At 66.6% G+C, this 17362-nt stretch carries 23 protein-coding genes; 7 read left to right on the top strand and 16 right to left on the bottom strand.

The window, feature by feature from the left end; all coding sequences use genetic code 11:
- Window positions 1–675 precede the first annotated feature (675 nt).
- From FGL98_RS25510 to FGL98_RS17010, 7 genes are all read right to left on the bottom strand, one after another.
- Entirely contained in the window at window positions 676–849 is a 174-nt protein-coding gene (locus FGL98_RS25510) for a hypothetical protein (protein WP_186526219.1), read from the bottom strand.
- Window positions 850–1214: 365 nt separating this feature from the next.
- Window positions 1215–1622, bottom strand: coding sequence for an aspartate 1-decarboxylase (panD, locus tag FGL98_RS16985; protein WP_146318646.1), 408 nt, complete (start codon window positions 1620–1622; stop codon window positions 1215–1217).
- Between the two features lie 54 nt (window positions 1623–1676).
- Window positions 1677–2966: an ArsB/NhaD family transporter gene (locus tag FGL98_RS16990; protein ID WP_146318648.1), complete on the bottom strand. Its 1290-nt coding sequence runs from the start codon at window positions 2964–2966 to the stop codon at window positions 1677–1679.
- Entirely contained in the window at window positions 2963–3430 is a 468-nt protein-coding gene (locus FGL98_RS16995; protein WP_146318649.1) for a CBS domain-containing protein, read from the bottom strand. Before FGL98_RS16995 ends, FGL98_RS16990 begins: the two co-directional genes overlap by 4 nt.
- Window positions 3431–3508: 78 nt before the next feature.
- Window positions 3509–4501 (bottom strand): inorganic phosphate transporter, encoded by a 993-nt coding sequence (locus FGL98_RS17000; protein ID WP_281289189.1) that lies wholly within the window; start codon window positions 4499–4501, stop codon window positions 3509–3511.
- A 2-nt stretch (window positions 4502–4503) separates the two neighbouring features.
- Window positions 4504–5118, bottom strand: a complete 615-nt coding sequence (locus tag FGL98_RS17005; RefSeq protein ID WP_146318651.1) for a DUF47 domain-containing protein — start codon at window positions 5116–5118, stop codon at window positions 4504–4506.
- A gap of 130 nt (window positions 5119–5248) precedes the next feature.
- Window positions 5249–5770, bottom strand: coding sequence for a cysteine hydrolase family protein (locus tag FGL98_RS17010; protein WP_246136605.1), 522 nt, complete (start codon window positions 5768–5770; stop codon window positions 5249–5251).
- Between the two features lie 92 nt (window positions 5771–5862).
- On the opposite strand from FGL98_RS17010, the gene FGL98_RS17015 reads away from it, so the two are divergent.
- Entirely contained in the window at window positions 5863–6564 is a 702-nt protein-coding gene (locus FGL98_RS17015; protein WP_146318655.1) for a DsbA family oxidoreductase, read from the top strand.
- A 68-nt stretch (window positions 6565–6632) separates the two neighbouring features.
- The gene (locus FGL98_RS17020; protein WP_146318657.1) at window positions 6633–8051 is read left to right on the top strand and encodes a lipase maturation factor family protein; all 1419 of its coding nucleotides are present in this window, start codon (window positions 6633–6635) and stop codon (window positions 8049–8051) included.
- Window positions 8052–8124: 73 nt separating this feature from the next.
- On the opposite strand, the gene FGL98_RS17025 is transcribed toward FGL98_RS17020, so the two are convergent.
- Window positions 8125–8688 carry a TetR family transcriptional regulator gene (locus FGL98_RS17025; protein ID WP_146318658.1) on the bottom strand — a complete coding sequence of 188 codons (564 nt, stop codon included), beginning with the start codon at window positions 8686–8688 and terminating at the stop codon, window positions 8125–8127.
- Between the two features lie 112 nt (window positions 8689–8800).
- On the opposite strand from FGL98_RS17025, the gene FGL98_RS17030 reads away from it, so the two are divergent.
- Complete coding sequence (locus tag FGL98_RS17030; RefSeq protein ID WP_146318660.1) at window positions 8801–9700, top strand: SDR family oxidoreductase; 900 nt, start codon at window positions 8801–8803, stop codon at window positions 9698–9700.
- Between the two features lie 62 nt (window positions 9701–9762).
- Here the strand turns inward: FGL98_RS17030 and FGL98_RS17035 are convergent, their stop codons facing one another.
- The 7 genes from FGL98_RS17035 to FGL98_RS17070 form a co-directional block, all read right to left on the bottom strand.
- Window positions 9763–10221: an SRPBCC family protein gene (locus FGL98_RS17035; RefSeq protein ID WP_146318662.1), complete on the bottom strand. Its 459-nt coding sequence runs from the start codon at window positions 10219–10221 to the stop codon at window positions 9763–9765.
- Between the two features lie 56 nt (window positions 10222–10277).
- Window positions 10278–11279 (bottom strand): MDR family NADP-dependent oxidoreductase, encoded by a 1002-nt coding sequence (locus tag FGL98_RS17040; protein ID WP_146318664.1) that lies wholly within the window; start codon window positions 11277–11279, stop codon window positions 10278–10280.
- Window positions 11280–11323: 44 nt separating this feature from the next.
- Window positions 11324–11839: a dienelactone hydrolase family protein gene (locus FGL98_RS17045; RefSeq protein ID WP_246136604.1), complete on the bottom strand. Its 516-nt coding sequence runs from the start codon at window positions 11837–11839 to the stop codon at window positions 11324–11326.
- A 275-nt stretch (window positions 11840–12114) separates the two neighbouring features.
- Window positions 12115–12663 (bottom strand): SRPBCC domain-containing protein, encoded by a 549-nt coding sequence (locus tag FGL98_RS17055; protein WP_186526220.1) that lies wholly within the window; start codon window positions 12661–12663, stop codon window positions 12115–12117.
- A gap of 350 nt (window positions 12664–13013) precedes the next feature.
- Entirely contained in the window at window positions 13014–13487 is a 474-nt protein-coding gene (locus tag FGL98_RS17060; RefSeq protein WP_146318668.1) for a hypothetical protein, read from the bottom strand.
- A gap of 87 nt (window positions 13488–13574) precedes the next feature.
- Entirely contained in the window at window positions 13575–13964 is a 390-nt protein-coding gene (locus FGL98_RS17065) for a VOC family protein (protein WP_146318670.1), read from the bottom strand.
- A gap of 15 nt (window positions 13965–13979) precedes the next feature.
- Complete coding sequence (locus FGL98_RS17070) at window positions 13980–14771, bottom strand: MerR family transcriptional regulator (RefSeq protein WP_246136606.1); 792 nt, start codon at window positions 14769–14771, stop codon at window positions 13980–13982.
- Window positions 14772–15103: 332 nt separating this feature from the next.
- Between FGL98_RS17070 and FGL98_RS26375 the strand changes: the two genes are divergently transcribed.
- The 3 genes from FGL98_RS26375 to FGL98_RS17085 are packed head-to-tail and all read left to right on the top strand — an operon-like array spanning window position 15104 to window position 16248.
- Window positions 15104–15439, top strand: coding sequence for an ArsR/SmtB family transcription factor (locus FGL98_RS26375; RefSeq protein WP_146318674.1), 336 nt, complete (start codon window positions 15104–15106; stop codon window positions 15437–15439).
- Entirely contained in the window at window positions 15436–15897 is a 462-nt protein-coding gene (locus tag FGL98_RS26380) for an SRPBCC domain-containing protein (protein WP_146318676.1), read from the top strand. Before FGL98_RS26375 ends, FGL98_RS26380 begins: the two co-directional genes overlap by 4 nt.
- A 27-nt stretch (window positions 15898–15924) precedes the next feature.
- The gene (locus tag FGL98_RS17085; RefSeq protein WP_146318678.1) at window positions 15925–16248 is read left to right on the top strand and encodes a YciI family protein; all 324 of its coding nucleotides are present in this window, start codon (window positions 15925–15927) and stop codon (window positions 16246–16248) included.
- A gap of 71 nt (window positions 16249–16319) precedes the next feature.
- Here the strand turns inward: FGL98_RS17085 and FGL98_RS25515 are convergent, their stop codons facing one another.
- The gene (locus FGL98_RS25515) at window positions 16320–16469 is read right to left on the bottom strand and encodes a GNAT family N-acetyltransferase (protein WP_186526221.1); all 150 of its coding nucleotides are present in this window, start codon (window positions 16467–16469) and stop codon (window positions 16320–16322) included.
- Between the two features lie 99 nt (window positions 16470–16568).
- Between FGL98_RS25515 and FGL98_RS17090 the strand changes: the two genes are divergently transcribed.
- Window positions 16569–17362: glycosyltransferase family 39 protein (locus FGL98_RS17090; RefSeq protein ID WP_246136607.1), on the top strand; the 794-nt coding region annotated here is incomplete at its 3' end.

Here is a 17362-nt window from a genome sequence, read left to right on the forward strand (position 1 = left end):
CCCATTCTCTCCTGAAGTCAACGCTTCGGGGCCCCGACGAGGTCAACTGGCGGACGAGCCGCGATGCCGCCGTCGGTTCCGGTCGAATAACACAGTCAAGATGACGTTCAGCGCTAGCGAGAACACCACGTAGAAAACCACCCACCCCGTTGACCACGGCCGGTTGGTACCGACGATCACGACGCCGAGAAATGCCTGCATGAGCAGAAGTCGCGGATGAAGGAAGGCACGCATTCAAATCACCTCAGCACTTGGTGCTGTACTCCTTGTGAAGTGTGATCCAGTAGTTTATCTGAATCTCAAGGCACCGGTGCGGTGCGTAGTAGTGATCGATCGTGATTACGAGGATGGCAGCAATTCCCGCGCCGTAGCCACAGACCGCGGGGTCGAAGCCGGATGCCGCACAGATTGCGTCGCGACGGCCGTCACGCCGACCTCCATGAACCATCGCTGATCGTTTGGGGTGATGTGGTGGAAGTAGATATACCAGCCGAGCCCCACGGACCATTCAGGATTCACTGTCGAGCCATGGTCGGCGCGACCACCTGCCACATGGCCAGTGTCCTCTGCATGCGCGAGGGTAAACTGTCGCGGCTCCCGATGGTGGAACGGTCACCGCCGACAAGACGGACGATCGGCGGCGACCGGCAGATGACATCGTCCCGCAGCGGATCGTCAATCGCGGAGCTTGACGATCTGCTCCATCGGAACGTAGGAGGTGACTTCGCCGGTGTCGGCATCCACCCTCGCCTTGAGGTCCACCTTTTGCCGGATGCGATGCCCGTGAGAGATGGACACCGGGTACGAACTCGCTGCGTAGACGTCACAGTTCTCGATGTCTTCGCTCATCGACCGAATGTAAGGCCGTCTCAGCAGGATCTCCTCGCGGTCCTGACCGAGGATGCGAGAAGCGCACTACCCGACAGCAGGTCCGTCACCCGATGCTGGCTCGCGTCCCGCACCCGACTCTGCCACCGAGCTGCCGCTCGACGACCCACTCCCGATCCCCTCGCCGCGACACGGCTCAAAGATCCTGCCCTGCCCAGCAGGCACCGTCTACCCAGCCACCTGCGAGGTGCGGAACTGCCCGATGGAGCGTGTTCTGCACCGACAAAACCAGCGAGGACACCCCGGCCGCTGCGCAATCGGAACGGTCGTGGGCGCCATACGTCCACCGAGGGGATAGTCAACTTCGCCCGCACCGGGCGCCCGGCTTACACCCGTGGGTCGCGCAGCCCGCTCATCGCCGGCACCCGTGCGGGGTCGGTGCCCTTCTCGATGATCGCGTTCGCCTCGTCGACGAAGACCACGCTGGGCCTCAGGGAACGCGCCTCGGCGTCCTCGACCTGCGCATACGCGATGACGATGACCAGGTCACCGGTGCCGATCAGTCGCGCGGCGGCGCCGTTGATCCCGATGGTGCCCTCACCTGCCGGCCCTTCGATCACGTAGGTCGACAACCGGTTGCCGTTGTTGATGTCGACGACGTCGACCTTCTCGCCCTCGATCAGGTCGGCGGCCGCCATCAGGTCGCTGCTGATCGTGATGGACCCGACGTAGTGCAGGTCGGCCCGCGTCACGGTCGCGCGGTGGATCTTGGACTTCATCATCGTCCTCTGCATGCGCACAGTTTCGACCCCTGACCTGCAAATGTCACATTCGGACTCGCGCCGCCATCACGCGAAGGCGAAGTAGCGCAGCCAGATGTAGGCCCAGGAGATCGCAATCGTGACGAACGCCACAATCGCGCCGTAGCGGGTGAACCGCCAGAAGCTGATCTTGTGCCCGTTGCGAGCCGCGATCCCGAGCACCACCACGTTGGCGCTCGCGCCGACCGCGGTCGCGTTGCCGCCCAGGTCCGCGCCCAGCGCCAACGCCCACCACAGGGGGCCGCTGTGCGGATCGTGGGATCCCCCGGTCAGGTCGCTCACGAGCGGAGCCATGGTGGCGACATACGGGATGTTGTCGATGATGCCGGACAGCAGGCCGGAGACCCACAGCAGGACGGACGACCCGAGCAGCCACCTGCCATCGATGAGCGTCGTGAGCTCCTTGCCGAGGTCGCCGATCACACCGGCCTGCACCATCCCGCCGACCATGACGAACAGGCCGGCGAAGAAGACCAGCGTCGACCACTCGACATCCCGCAGGTAGTCGTGCGGGTCCAGACGAGACACGGCCACCGCGGCACCCGCGCCGAGCAGGGCCACCAGCGACGGCTCGAGGTGAGTGATCGAGTGGGTCAGGAATCCGACGATGACCAGCGCCAGCACGATGCCCGAACGCCAGAGCAGGGTCCTGTCATGGATCGCCTCGCGCTCGTCCAAGCGCATCAGCTCTTCGACCCGGTTGGGGTCATAGGTGAGCTCCTTCTGGAACACAAGCCGTGCCAGCCCGATGAAGACCACGAGCAGCACGACGATCAAGGGTGCCAGGTTGACCAAGAAGTCGTTGAAGGTCAAGCCCGCTCGGCTGCCGATGATGATGTTTGGCGGGTCACCGATGAGGGTGGCAGTACCGCCGATGTTCGACGCCAACGCCTCGCTGATGAGGAACGGGATGGGCGGGGCACCGATCCGATCGCACACCAGCAGGGTCACCGGCGCCACGAGAAGCACCGTCGTGACATTGTCGAGCAGCGCCGAGGCGACCGCGGTGAAGACGATCAGGCTGACCATGATCGCGAAGGGCCTGCCCCCGGCACGTTTCGCCGCCCAGATGGCGACGAACTCGAAGGCGCCCGTCTGCCGGATCACGCCGACCAGGATCATCATCCCCAACAGCAGAAAGATGACGTTCCAGTCGATGCCGGTCCGCTCGCTGAAGAATGCCGTCTGCACGTCTGCGACGCCGAGCACGACCATGGCAGCCGCTCCCCAGAGCGCCGCGGCCACACGGTGGATCCGCTCGGTCGCGATCAGCACGTAGGCCGCGACGAAGGCGATGACGACCAGGGTCGCGGTCATGCGGTGGGCGGGTCGGACGGAAGCATCTGTCCGAGCAGAGCCCCGATGCGGATGGCGCCGATGATCTGCTTGTCCTCCACGACCACGACGATCGGGCTGCGGGTCCGTGCCATCAGCGCCGCCACCTCGATGCCGGTCGCGTCACCGTCCACGACGGGCAGCTCGTCCGTGTCGGGGTGCTTCTTGGGCAGCACGTCCGCGACCGTCGCCGCCGCCAGCTTGTGCATCACCTCGTCAGCAGCCCGCTCGTCATACACCCGCGCCAGGTGCGGGTCCTCCTGCACATATGCCGGGATCACGAAGCGCAGCACCTGGGACGCCGGTATGACGGTCAGTGGCAGCCCGTCTGCGCCGCGCACCACCAGCCCGGGCAGGTCGTGCCGGCCCATCGTGGCAGCGGCCTGGAGCGCGTCTGTGTCGAGATCGACGATCGGAAACGGTTGGGCAAGGTCACGGGCTCTCACCCCCAGCACGGTAGCGGCCCCGGCGCGTTCAGGTGGGTCGACCGGCCGACGACCACGCCGGCCGCCGTGCACGCCGCCTCAGGCCACCAAGTTGGTCGCGCCGTAGGCCAACGCGGCGACGACCGCCGCGGCCGGCAGCGTCATGACCCAGGCCACCACGATCTCCCGGGCCACGCCCCAGCGGACCGCCGACACCCGCTCGGTGCTGCCCACCCCCATCACGGAGGACGTGATGACGTGGGTCGTCGAGATCGGTGCGGCGATCAGGAACGTGGTCAGGTAGAGCACGATCGAGCTGGTGGCCTCCGCCACGAAACCGTGCGGTGGCCGCACCGGGAAGATCCGGCGGCCCAGCGTGCGCATGATGCGCCATCCACCCGCGTAGGTACCGGCAGCCATGGCAGCGGCGCACACCAGGATCACCCACAGCGGCACCGCGTCACCGTGGTGTCGTCCCGCAACGATCAGGGCGATCAGGATGACGCCCATGCTCTTCTGCGCGTCCTGCAGTCCGTGACCGAGCGCCAGGCTGGCCGACGACACGATCTGCGCGGCACGGAACCCGCGCTCGACCTTGTGCGGGTTGGCCCTTCGCAACACCCAGTAGACGGCGATCATCACGACATACGCACCGATGAAACCGACCACCGGCGACAACACCATCGGCAGGACGACCTTGCCGACCACTCCGCTGACCCAGTAGACCGGGATGCCGGCGGCCAGCCCGGCGCCGACCATTCCGCCGATCAGCGCCTGCGAGGACGAGGACGGCAGACCGAAGTACCAGGTCGTGACATTCCAGAGCACTGCTCCCACGAGCGATGCGAAGAGAACCCGGAGGCCGGCGCCGCCCAGCGGCGTGTCGATGATTCCCTTGGCGACGGTCACTGCCACCCCGGTCGACAGCAGTGCACCGACCACGTTCATGACTGCGGCCACCGCCAGCGCGACACGGGGTGTTAGTGCCCGCGTCGAGATCGCGATCGCAATTGCGTTGGACGAGTCGTGGAAGCCGTTGGTGTAGTTGAAGACCAGGGCCATGGCAATCACGACCACCAGAGCAGCGGTCACCCCTAGGACTCCTTCAGCGCGATGGTCTGGACCACGTCGGCAACGTGCTCGAAGGCGTCCGCGGCGGCCTCGAGCTGGTCGATCACTTCTTTCAGTTTGATGATCCGCACCGCGTCACCCCCGTCGTTGAAGAGCTCCGCGAGCAACGATCGGTAGACCGTGTCGGCCTGGTTCTCCAGATCGTTGATGCTGATCCAGTACTCCTCGAGATCCTTCAGCGTGCGCAGCCGCGGCATCACCTCGACGGTCAGGGCCGCGGCCTCCTTGAGGATGCTGGCCTGCTTCTTCACTGCCTCCGGCAGCTCGTCCACGCGGTAGAGCACCGTGAGCTCGGCAGCGTCGTCCAGGGCGTCCAGCACATCGTCGAGCTGCCCGGCGAGGTGCGCGATGTCCTCGCGGTCGAATGGCGTGATGAATGAGGTGTTGAGCGCCTGCATGATCTCGTGTGTCGTGTCATCGCCGGCGTGCTCCACCTCCTTGATTCGATCCGCGACACGTTCCCGGTCCGCCTGTGGGACGCTGAGGAACTCCTCCATAAGTACGGCGCCGTCGAGGGTGTTGCCGGCAGCTGTGGTGAAAAGGTCGTAGAAGCGGTTGTCGCGTGGCTTGAGGCGCATCGTTCGACTTTCGATTCTCTAGATGTCGGCCGCCGACGGTCGAGGTGGCCGCGGACCAGGATATGGGAGGTTTCGAGAGGGTGACCTCCCGGAGTTGCCCGTTTACCTCCTGTTCACCCAGGATCCACCTTCACGCCACGGGCGCCGGCGTCCCCCGTTGCCCCAGCGCCGCCACCACGTCACTCGCGGACAGAGGCTGCACGCCGATCTCCTCGAGATCGGTGATCCGCTCGATCGACGCCCTGGACACCGCGTCGCGGAGCACCACCGCCCGGAAGTCTCGCTCGCTGGCGTCGAAGAGCGTCGCCCGTGGGCAGTTGGGCAGGTTGCAGCCGCCGACCACAACCGTGTCGCAGCCCTGATCACGCAACCACTCGTCCAGACCGGTGCGATAGAACGCGCTCCACCGAGGTTTGAAGAGCACCATCTCGCGCTCCCCCACCTCCTGCAGCTCACCGGCAAGCAGCCGCTGCGCATCCAGCTCGACGGGGCCGGACAGCAGGCCGCCGATGATCTGTGAACCCGGCGACCCGGGAGTCACGATGCGCGCGCCGGACGCGACCGCCGCACGGCGCAGCAGGTCGATGTCCTCGCCGGCCGGCGCGGTCCCAGGGCGGCGACGTGTGGTCGGGCATGGGCACCTCCGGGTCACCAAGGGTCGACGCGGCCACGTCTAAGGAGTCGCCGCCCAGGATGGCTCCCGCGGCAGGGAACGAACCGGCCCCCGCGATGGTTGAAAGTGGCATGAATGTCGACATCTGGTCGGATATTGCCTGCCCGTGGTGCTACATCGGCAAGCGCCGCTTCGAGAAGGCGCTCGCCGACTTCCCGCACCGCGACGAGGTCACCGTCACCTGGCACAGCTTCCAGCTCGACCCGAGCCTGCCGGAGCACTACGACGGCACCGCGATCGAATACCTGAGCGAGCGCAAGGGTATGCCAACCGGCCAGGTCCGGGAGATGTTCACTCACGTGGCCGCGCAAGCCAAGGGCGAGGGTCTGTCCTACGACTTCGACCATCTCGTCGTCGCCAACAGCCTGCGCGGTCATCAGCTGCTGCACCTGTCCAAGGAGCACGGCGTGGCCGACCTGGTGAAGGAGGCGCTGCTGTCCGCCCACTTCGAGCACGGTCAGGACATCGGCGACCAGCAGGTCTTGACCGGCATCGGCACCGCGGCCGGGCTCGATGCAGACGAGATCGGCGACGTGCTGCGCACCGAGCGGTTCCAGGGCGCGATCGAGGCGGACATCGAGCAGGCTCGAGCGATCGGCATCCAGGGCGTCCCGTTCTTCGTCGTCGGCGAACGGTATGGCGTTTCCGGCGCACAACCGCCCGAGCTTATCCGGCAGGCCCTCGAAAAGGCTTGGACCGAGACGAATCCCGTGGTCATGGTCGATTCCTCCAGCGGCGAAGCGGCCTGCGGCCCGGACGGCTGCGCGATCTAGCCGCTCCGAGACCAGGTCGTCCGAGACGGGGTCGTCGTCGTGCCACTTGCCCGGAGGAGCGGTCGCCGATGAACTGGTTCGCGACGGACGACTACTGGATTGGCCGATTGGTCTTCCAGCGGATGCTCGCGCTGATCTACCTGCTGGCGTTCGTCGGGACTGCCTTCCAGTTCCGTGCACTCATCGGCAGCGACGGACTCACACCAATACCTGCATGGCTGCGGCGCGTGCCGTTTCGGCGCTCACCGAGCGTGTTCCACCTGCACTACTCCGACCGCGTCTTTGCCCTGCTGACCTGGCTCGGCGCGGCCATCTCGGCCGCACTGCTCGTGGGCGCCGGCGACGCGATCCCGCTCTGGGCATCGATGCTGCTCTGGCTGGTCCCATGGGCGCTCTACGTGTCGATCCTCAACGTGGGCCAGGTCTGGTATGGCTTCGGTTGGGAGTCACTCCTGTGCGAAACCGGCTGCTACGCCATCTTTCTGGGATCAACTCACACGGCGCCTCCGTGGTTGATGCTGATCGCCTTGCGGTGGCTGCTCTTCCGTCTCGAGTTCGGCGCCGGCCTCATCAAGATCCGCGGCGACTCGTGCTGGCGAGACCTGACCGCCCTCTACTACCACCACGAGACGCAGCCGATGCCGGGTCCGCTCAGCTGGTTCTTTCACCGGCTGCCACGGCCGGTGCACCGACTGGAGGTCGCCGCCAATCACGTGACGCAGCTGGTCGTCCCCTTCCTGCTCTTTGCCCCAGCTCCGGTCTCGACCATCTCGGCGGCAGTCATGATCGTGACTCAGCTCTGGCTCGTGTGCAGTGGCAACTTCTCCTGGTTGAACTGGCTGACGATCACCATCGCAGTGTCCGCACTCCCTGACTCTGTCTGGCACGGCGACCTAGGCCTGCCGGTCCCGGCCCAGTCAGGTTCGACGTCCTGGTTCCAGGGCATCGTAATCGCCTTTGCCGCAGTTGTTCTCGCGCTCAGCTACTGGCCGGCCCGCAACCTGATCGCCAGACGTCAGCTGATGAACTTCAGCTTCAACCGCCTGCACCTGGTGAATGCGTACGGCGCGTTCGGCAGCATCACGCGCACCCGACAGGAGGTGGTCATCGAGGGCACCAGGGATGCGGGTGCCGGTCTTTCTGCCACCTGGCTGGAGTATGAGTTCAGGGGGAAGCCAGGCGATCCGCGCCGGCTGCCGAGACAGTTCGCTCCGTACCATCTGCGCCTGGACTGGATGATGTGGTTCCTGGCGCTCGACCCCTACCGCGGGCAGGTCTGGTTCATCCCCTTCATGCGGCGGCTGCTGTGCAGTGACCGCGCCACTCTCAAGCTCATTCGTCTGAACCCGTTCCCCGACAGCCCACCTCGCCAGGTCCGTGCCTTGATCTACCGATACCGGTTCACGACCTGGGCCGAGCGCCGCGAGACCGGTCAGTGGTGGCACCGAGAGCTGATCGGCCAGATGGTGCCTCCCATGCACGACTGAGTCGTATGCCGCCCGCCGGCCCACTCCGATCAGACCCCCTGTGCACAGAGGATGACTCTGTCGCAGATGCTCATCATTCAGCGGTGAGGGCCTTCAGCTGGTCGACTGAATCCCGCACGACCTGCAAGAGGGCCTTCACCCCCGGCTCACTCACCCAGCGCTCGAACGCCACCCGGAAGATCGCCACCCCGGCCTCTGCCGTCAGTCTCGCATCGACATCGGACGCGCCGCGACGACGCAGTCCGTCGGCGAAGGCGACGGACAGCGACGCCATCTTCATCAACTCGCGCTCTTGCAGCTCGACATTGGCGGCGATGACCGACTGCCGTCGCTGTGAGAATTTCCGATTGTCGCCGAGCAGTACTGCGGCGGCGTCGAGTGCGGCCGCGACGGCCTCCATCGGTGGCGCTCCGTCCGGAGCGGCGGCAAGGGCCTGGACCAGGTGCTCCTGCAGCTCGACCGATCCGCCGAACAGCACTTCCCGCTTGTCGCTGAAGTAGCGGAAGAACGTCCTGGCCGTCAGTCCCGCCCGTTCGGCGATCTCGGCGACGGTCGTCTGCTCGAATCCCCGCTCGACGTATAGGTCCATCGCCGCCTCGCGAAGACGCCCGGCGGCGTTCGGTTCCCATCGACCCATACCGTGCAGCATACGTGATGTCACACAGTGACATGCCCGTGCTATCGTGATGTCATCAAGTGTCATCACTCATCTCGCCGCTCACAGGAGCGACGAACCCTTGGAGGAACTCATGCGCATCTTCGTCACCGGAGCATCGGGCTGGATCGGTTCGGCCACCGTGACCGAACTGCTCTACACCGACCATCAGGTCCTCGGCCTCGCCCGCTCGGACACCTCCGCGGCACGAGTCACCGCCCTCGGCGCACAGGTCCACCGCGGCAGCCTCGACGACCTCGACAGTCTGCGTGCCGGAGCCGCAGCATCCGACGGAGTCGTCCACCTGGGCTACAACCACGACTTCTCGCGGATGCAGGACGCGGCCCAGACCGACCTCCGGGCGATCGAGGCCTTCGGCGACGTCCTCGCGGGCACCGACCGACCGCTGGTCATCGCCTCGGGCGTCGCCGGCCTGGCGACCGGACGACCGTCGACCGAGCAAGACCGACCCGACCCGAGCTCCCACCCCAGGGTTGCCAATGCTGCGGCAGCGCTGGCGCTGGCGGACCGGGGCGTGCGGTCCTCGGCCGTGCGATTCGCGTCGACCGTGCACGGCCCCGGCGATCACGGCTTCGTCGCCGTGCTGGTCGCCATCGCCCGCGAAAAGGGCGTCTCCGCCTACCTCGGCGACGGCGACGGCCGCTGGCCGGCGGTGCACCGGCTCGACGCCGGCAACCTCGTCCGGCGAGCAGTGGACGATGCCCCTTCGGGCTCGGTGTGGCACGCCGTCGCCGAGGAGGGCGTGCCTACCCGGGCCATCGCCGAGGCGATCGGTCAGGGGCTTGGCCTGCCGGTGGCCTCGGTTCGCCCGGACCAGGCGGAGGAGCACTTCGGCTGGCTGGGTCAGTTCTTCGGCGGTGACTACCCGGCATCGAGCACGCAGACCCGTGAGCTGCTCGACTGGGACCCGACGCAACCCGGACTGATCACCGACCTCAAGGGCGGTTCCTACTTCGAGGTCCCGACCAGCTGACACCCGCCCGCTCTACGGTCGCGGGAGAAGGCGTTAGCGCAGCACCGGGGGGGTCGACCACCTCAGTCACTCTCTGCGAGTCGTCCCAGGCGGTCGATCGAGGCCTGGAGCTTGCCGGACGTGGTGTCTCGAGCGCGCTCCAGGCGCCCCGGGTCGGTCAGCTGCGACCAGTCGTAGGTGTGCGTCACCCGGGCATGGTCCTCGTCGAGAGGTTCGACCTCCCACCGCCACAGGTGTCCCGGCGGCTGCGCACCCGGCTCGGCGGGACGCCAGGCGATGGCGCGACCTTCTGTGAACTCCACGACGTGGTTCTCCCGCACGGCGCCGCTGTGGAGGGTCGTCCGGAAGACGTCACCGACCGCGCGCACGCGCTGGCCGGATTCGGCCTCTCGCAGGTTGTCATTACCGTCCCACCGCGGCTGTATCGCCGGGTCCGCGATCAGCTCGAAGACGGCCTGCGCCGAGGCGTTGATCGTGTCACTGGCACGCACGATGTGCGATTCTCCCGCGATGCTGGTCATGCGCCCATCATTCCATCAGCGCGGCCGCTTGTGGCCGCCGCCGCAGGTCGCACCCGTCAGCTTCGCCGCGCCGACATCGACACGATGACTCGACCGCGGCTCCCGCCGGTGAGCAACGACTCGAATGCCTCTGAGACACTCTCGATACCCTCAAATACGGTGTGCACACTGCGAACTTTCTTGTCTCTCAGCCACATCCGGACCTGTGACTCGAACTTCGGTCGAAGGTCTTCGTGGGCCGTCACCGCGAAGCCGCGCAACGTGAGCTCCTGGTAGATGGCGTTGCGGTAGTTGGCCGGCGCTCCGGATCCTCTCACGGCTCCACAGATGACCACCCGCCCGCCAAAGTTGAGCACCTCCAGCGCGGCCTCGAGCTGCTCGCCGCCGACGTTGTCGTAGTAGAGATCGATCCCGTCCGGCGCCGCCGCACGCAGCAGATCGACCGCGGCGCCGTCGTGCCTGTTGATGGCACGGTCTGCGCCCAGCACCTCGGTCAGCAGCGCGACCTTCTCTGCGGATCCGGCGACGCCGATGACGCTCGCACCACGAGCCTTCGCAAACTGCACCGCACAGCTCCCTACCCCGCCTGCGGCGCCCGAGACGTACACGACCTCGCCCGGTTGAACCTGGCCGATGCCGATCATGCCCGTGTAGGCGGTGAAGCCGACATGCCCCAGGACCGTGAGGTGCGCGTCGAGGTCGTCGCCCGACGTCGGCCGGTCGATGCGGCGCAGCTCGCTCGCGTCGACGACGGCAGCCGTGCTCCAGGGCACCTTGCCCACGGCGAGGTCACCGGGCTGAAAGCGAGCGTCGGTGGACTCGAGCACCTGGACCACCGCGTCGCTCGCGGGCACGTCGCCGATACCGATACCCGGGCCGTATGCCGTGCCCTTGCCGCCGATCCGATGCGCCAGTCCGGCGTTCAGGCCGAGCCGGCGCACGCCGACCAGCACCTGCCCAGGACCCGGCGACGTGAGGTCGGCGTCGAATACGCCGAAGCTGGCCGGCGTGACCGCCCCATCAGGAATCGCGGTCAGTCGCACCTCGTGGCATCGCATGACCCGACCCTATGTCCGCAGTCCGCATGCCGCGCGCCGCCAACTCAGGAGAGCGCAGCAAGAAATGACAGGGTGCGCTCGAGCAGGACGCCGGCCGCTTCCCGGTTGTACGCGTCGAGGGACGAGTCCGCGAACAGGTGCGCCGTGCCGGAGTAGAGGAAGAGCTCGGCCGTCGGCGACGAGTCGGCCAGGTCGCGAGCGAACTCCAGGTATTCGGCAAACCACTCGTCGTCCACGCCGCCATGGATCTGGACCGGCACGCCTTCGGGCCACTGGCCGAACTCCGAGACCGGGAGGCAGGACTCGAAGAAGAGAGCGCCCTTGGCACCCGCACGGGTCTGAACGAGTTTCTGGGCCGGCATCACCCCCATCGAGAAACCGGCGTAGACAGTCTCGGTGGACAACGCCTCCGCGGCAGCGACACCCCGGGCAAGAACGTTGTCGAACCCGATCCCCCGAGCGTGCGCGACGCCGGATTCGACTTCGTCGAACGTGCGGCGTCGAACAGGTCGGAACGCGCACGGTGTGTCCCGCAGGGCCCAACTCGTCGGCGAATGCACGCACGCCCTTCGTGAGCCCCTGGGCGTGGTGGAACAGGATGACCTCGGACACGGGCGCTCCATCTCCTGGTCCAACAATCTCGAACGTTCCAGAACGCTAGTACGTCCTGTCATCGGCCGCCATCGTCACGGAACTCAGCACAGCGGTCGGCCGTCCGAAGAGCACGATCGCCCACCACGTCAGAGTGCTCGTGGCGTCCCACAGACCGATCGGCGTCCAGGAGGCCATCGTGAGTCACGCGGGATGCGACGTGAGTGGTCTTCCGTTGGCTCTGCTACGTGATGGCGGCGGCCAGCTCCTGGTACGGCGGAATGAGCTCGTCCCACCGCGGCTCGGTGTGGCCGCGGTCACGGCCGGCAAGGTAGTCGGACAGATTCTCGGCATGAATCTGCCATCCGACCCCGTAGAAGGCGATCACGTCCAGTGGCATGCCCTTCACGTCGATCACCAGGATGGCCCCACCGCCGTCCGCGGTCAGCGTGACCTCGATGACCGCGTCGAAGGGCGGCGCGCCCTGCCCGCGCCGGTAGGACCTCTCGGTCTCTCGGGTCGACACCAGCAGCCGCACCGGGGCCTCGCAGGCCTCCACCCGCCCGGCCGCCTCGACCTCGTCGGCCGGGATGTAGGTGCGGAACTCTCCCCCCTGGTGGAGGTCGCCTGCTACCTGGCCGTACCAGCGGCCAAGGCGGATCGGATCGGTGAGCGCGTCCCAAAGGTCGTCGACAGTTGTGTCGTAGCGGTTCTCGATGCGCACGGCGCCGGCACCGTCAGCCGATCGCAGGCTGCCAAGGATGCGGGTGGCGGAATGCTCGTTACCGGTCATCTGGAACTCCTTCGCGTGTGGCTTTCCTGGAGACGTCGCGGTATGCGACGCGTCCAGTCTCTGCTCCCTCAGCGCCCGGTGGGAACCCGGCGGCCACTGCAAGCCCTGTCCTGGCCCGCATTCAGCCGCACCGGACGCCCGGGCCGGACGCAGCAGGCTCGTCGTGGTGCAAATCGGCCGATGAGGTCGCACGGTCAACGCATGGCGAACCGCCCGGAGCATGCCACAAGACGATCGGTGTACGGTCACGCACCGCGTGACGATCGGCCTACGGTGGCGAAGAATCGGAGCGAAGAGTCTGGAAGAGAAGCAGCATGCATTACCTGTAGCGCGTCCCTCGCGTCGGACCTCTACAGGGCCAGAGTCTCGGCCGCGAGCTCTCGCGATTGCTCGCCGAAAAGACGAACGGTGACCCTACGTACATCCACTGGGATATCGAAGAGCGCGAACTGGTAGCCCGTCACTGTGCTTCGCTCCATCGCTGGGGATGATGCTGGGGCAACGGCACCATTCATCAAATCCACTTCGACGGCACGAACCACCTCATCGACAGTCACCAGCAAGAGGCCCACTCCAAGACCGTCCGGCACGGAAAACATTGACGTCATGAGGGTGCTGCCGTCGGGAGGACAACCGAAGGTTTCTACCCCCTGACGAAATCTGGATCCGCCATCAAGCGTCGTGGCGAGGCAGCGGCCCATCCCCATCGTGCCCGTCTCCATCGGGATCAGACAGTCATCGAGCTTCCACCTGACGTTCCTGGTGGCGCCTTCTCCAGCCCTCTTGTACTCTTCGCGGACCTTCGAGATCAGAGACTCACCCATAGGAACATGGTTCCACGAGATGGTCACGTCTCGCCTGCGGCGTAAATGACCGATCGCTAATTGCTCCGCAGAGGATCGGCGTGCGGGTCAGTCTTCGGCGGGTTGGTTCAGGAACCAACGGTGTCCGAATGGGTCGGTGAAGACCGCGACTCTTCCGGCAGGCGGGCTGTCCTCGGGCCCGCGTGTCATCGAGATCCCCGCTGCACTGACGCGGGCAGCGACCGCGTCGACGTCGGTCACCGTCAGATGCAGTGACACCGCCGAACCGCGGTTTGGGTCAGGAGCGGCGACCCCGGCCGAGTCGAACGGGTCGGACATCATCCAGTGAGCCTGACCGATGGCCAGCTCGCAGTGCCCGACCCGCCCGTCGTCCATGACGACGGGCGGGTACGTCACCTCGGCGCCCAGCGCGGTGGCGTACCACTCGATGGCTGATCGTGCGTCAGGGACGCACAGGTAGGGGGTCAGCTGGTTCATGGGGGCTCCTGTTCTTCAAAATGTCGACTCGGTCAACGGGGTCTGAAAGGACCAGAGATGGCCTTCCGGGTCGCGGACGCTGTACTCACGCATTCCGTAGGGCATGTCGGTCGGCCCGTAGTCGATCGCGGCGCCGGACGCGGCCACGCGGGCGTGGTGAGCATCGACGTCGTCGACCAGCACAGCGAGCGAGGCGGTGACCGTGCCGGTGGTCAGCGGCGAGACCATCCGGTGCTCGGGGGCCTCCCTGTGCAGCCAGACCACCCCGTCACCGGCGTGCACCTCGGCGTGGACTGCCCGGTCGCCGTCGTGGCTGATCGGTCCGGGAGCCAGGCCCAACACGTCGACCAAGTAGGTATGCCCGGCGGCGATGTCGCGATAAACGAGCAACGTCACCCGTCGTGTCAGCGCAGGCTCCTCGGTATGCAGGCCCAAGAGCAGGTCGAGCAGGGCCTCATCGCTGGGACGGTCGCCGTCCAAGAGTCGATCCTCCACCGCGCGGACCCGTTCTCGCTGCCGGGCCAGGTCGACCAGTCGAGCATCGAGATCGGCCAGGTGGCGGCGGGTCAGTGCTCGCAGGTCGTCCGCGTCGGGGTCGATCTCCACCAGAGGCGTACCTAGCTCGCGAAGCAGCCAGACCCGGTAGAGCCGATCCAGGCTGACGCTGTCGTAGCGGCGTCTGCCGCCCGCATCGCGGACGGGAATCAACAGGCCGAACTCTTCGTAGTAGCGCAAAGTGCGTTCGGTGACGCCGGCGGACCGAGCAACGTCGCCGATGCCGCACTGTCTGGAGTTGGCGTTGACCATGCTCGTCACGTTAGGACCTCACGTCGCGTCAGGAGCAAACGCGCCATCGATCAAGCACACCACCCCCGGACGCCTCATGCCACGAACGGCTTTCGGCTAGGTCAACCAGTGCGACTCGACAACGGCGACGATCACCGCAACGGGATCGGAAGCCGGACACCGTCAAGTCACATTGCGTGGTGTACGAGGGTGTGAATCCTTCGGGTGTTGCTAGGCGGTGAGTTCGCTGGCGGGCTCTATGGCGGTGTCCTCCTTCATTGGGTGGCGCCGCCGGGCTTGCGACGGTAAACCGTGTTGACATGTGACTAATGGGTCACCTATTGTGCCAGGTGATGAACCTTGACGATGACGCCGTGTTCCGGGCCCTCGCCGACCCGACCAGGCGCCGCTTGCTCGATCTGCTCTTCATGCGGAACGGGCAGTCGCTGGGGGAACTAAAGGAGGAGTTCGAGATGAGCCGGTTCGGCGTGATGAAGCACCTCAAGGTGCTCGTCGAAGCCGATCTCGTCACGACGCGGCGCTCCGGACGCGCGACGCTGCACTTCCTCAACCCAGTGCCGATCCGGCTGGTGCACGACCGATGGATCGACAAGTACACCGAGCCGCGAGTCGCCGCGCTCACGGATCTCAAGGCCTCTCTGGAGCGGCACGAGGAGCAAAGCTCATGACCACCACCGACACCGACCGCCACACGACGACCGAGCAGGTCTACCAGATCGTCATCAAGGCGTCGCCAGAGCAGATCTGGGACGCCATCACCAAGCCGGAGTTCACCAGGCACTACTTCCACGGCGCGCGCATCACGGTCACGCAAGACCGCTACCACTCGCTCGGACCCGACGACTCCGTCTGGGATGACGGCGCCGTGCTCGAGTGGGATCCGCCGCACCGCGTGGTGCACGAGTGGCGTTCGCTGTACGACGAGGCGGCGGGCGCCGAGCCCGCCAGCCGAGTCTCATGGGAGATCACCGCGCGCGCCAATGGCACCTGTCTCCTGACTGCCGTGCACGACCTGCTCGAGCAGTCGCCGCGCACCGCCGAGGCCGTCTCGGGCGCCGGCTGGATGGGTGTGCTGTCGGCGCTGAAGACCCTGCTCGAGACGGGCGAGGAACTGCCGCTGTCGTAGCAGCGGACAACCGGAAGGACGATCGATATGGCGAAGTTCATCTATTTCTACCGAGGTCCGGCGACGTCGTTGTCCGACCTCACACCGCAGGAGGGTGCTGCCCGGACGGCCGCGTTCGGCGCCTGGATGGAACGCGCCGGCGCGGCGCTGGTCGACGTCGGCGGTCGGTTCGGCTCCGGCATCTCGGTGCGGGACGACGGCACCGAGGAAGCGGCCGGCGACCTGACCGGATACACGATCGTCGAGGTGGCCGATCTCGCCGCGGCCAAGGCGCTGACCGCGGGCCTGCCGTTCCTTGCGGGCAACGACGGAAAGTGCGCGGTCGAGATCTTCGAGCTGAGAGCGATGTAACCCGGCTCGCTCGGGACGAGACCGATCGTCATCCGGCTGCGGCTCAGGCGCGGGTCGAGGGCGCCCGTCGGTCACCACCCGGTCTGGTCGCGCGCGAGCAACCCGAGCAGCACCTCATCGGCGAGCCCGCCGGTGAACCCAGCGCGCCGCGCGGCGCGCAGCATCGGCTCGTTGTCGGCCAGCGTCTCGATCTGCAGGGCGGTACACCCAGATGCCAGCACAGGAAAATAAGGCCCGAGCACGCAGGTGACGGGCCCTGATGGTCAAAGCGTGCACTGGTCTCGGCGCGAGAATGCGAGCACGCTGTGATGGTGAACGAGATGGGGTCGACGGGGGCGTCACCGGATCTCAGCGGTAGGAGGGCGCCCGTTGCCCGGTGGGTCGTAGCTGTTGCGCTGCTGCAGGCACTGCTCTTGATCGGCACGAGCACCCGGTACGGATATCACCGAGACGAGCTGTATTTCATTGCGGCGGGCGGGCACCCGGCACTCGGCTACCCAGATCAGCCGTCTCTCGTGCCCCTGATGGCGTGGTTGCTGAACCAGGCGGCGCCCGGATCTTTGCTCGTCCTTCGGCTCATGTCGGCGATCGCGTCCGCGTTATCGGCGGTTGTCGCCGGACTCGTCGCCCGTGAGATCGGCGGGAGTGCGCGCGCACAGGTGATCGCTGCCTCCTGCGCGGCAAGCTCGGCGTTCGCGCTGGCCGTCGGACACTTCGTCACGACGACGACCTTCGACCTGCTGTCGACAAGCGTGGCCCTCTGGCTGCTGATCCGAGCAGTCCGCCGAACCAGCGGGCCGTCACTTCTCGCAGCCGGGATGGTCGTCGGCCTGGGGGCGGAGGCGAAGCCCCAGGTGGCCGTCGTGGCGGTGATGGTGCTGCTCGCCTTCGCCGTCGTCGGTCCGCGTTGGCCGTTTCGATCACGCTGGCTGTATGGCGGGATCATCGCTGCCACCCTGCTGTTCGCGCCGTATCTTTGGTGGCAGGCCACGCACGGCTGGCCGCAACTCACGGTCGCGGCCAACATTGCCGGCTCCGCCGAGGGGGGTCGTCTCGGCTTCATACCGTTCCAGTTGGTCCTGGTCAGTCCGGTGCTCGTCCCGGTCTGGATCGC

Origin of the sequence: Leekyejoonella antrihumi, assembly GCF_007845645.1 — a bacterium.
GTDB lineage: Bacteria > Actinomycetota > Actinomycetes > Actinomycetales > Dermatophilaceae > Leekyejoonella > Leekyejoonella antrihumi.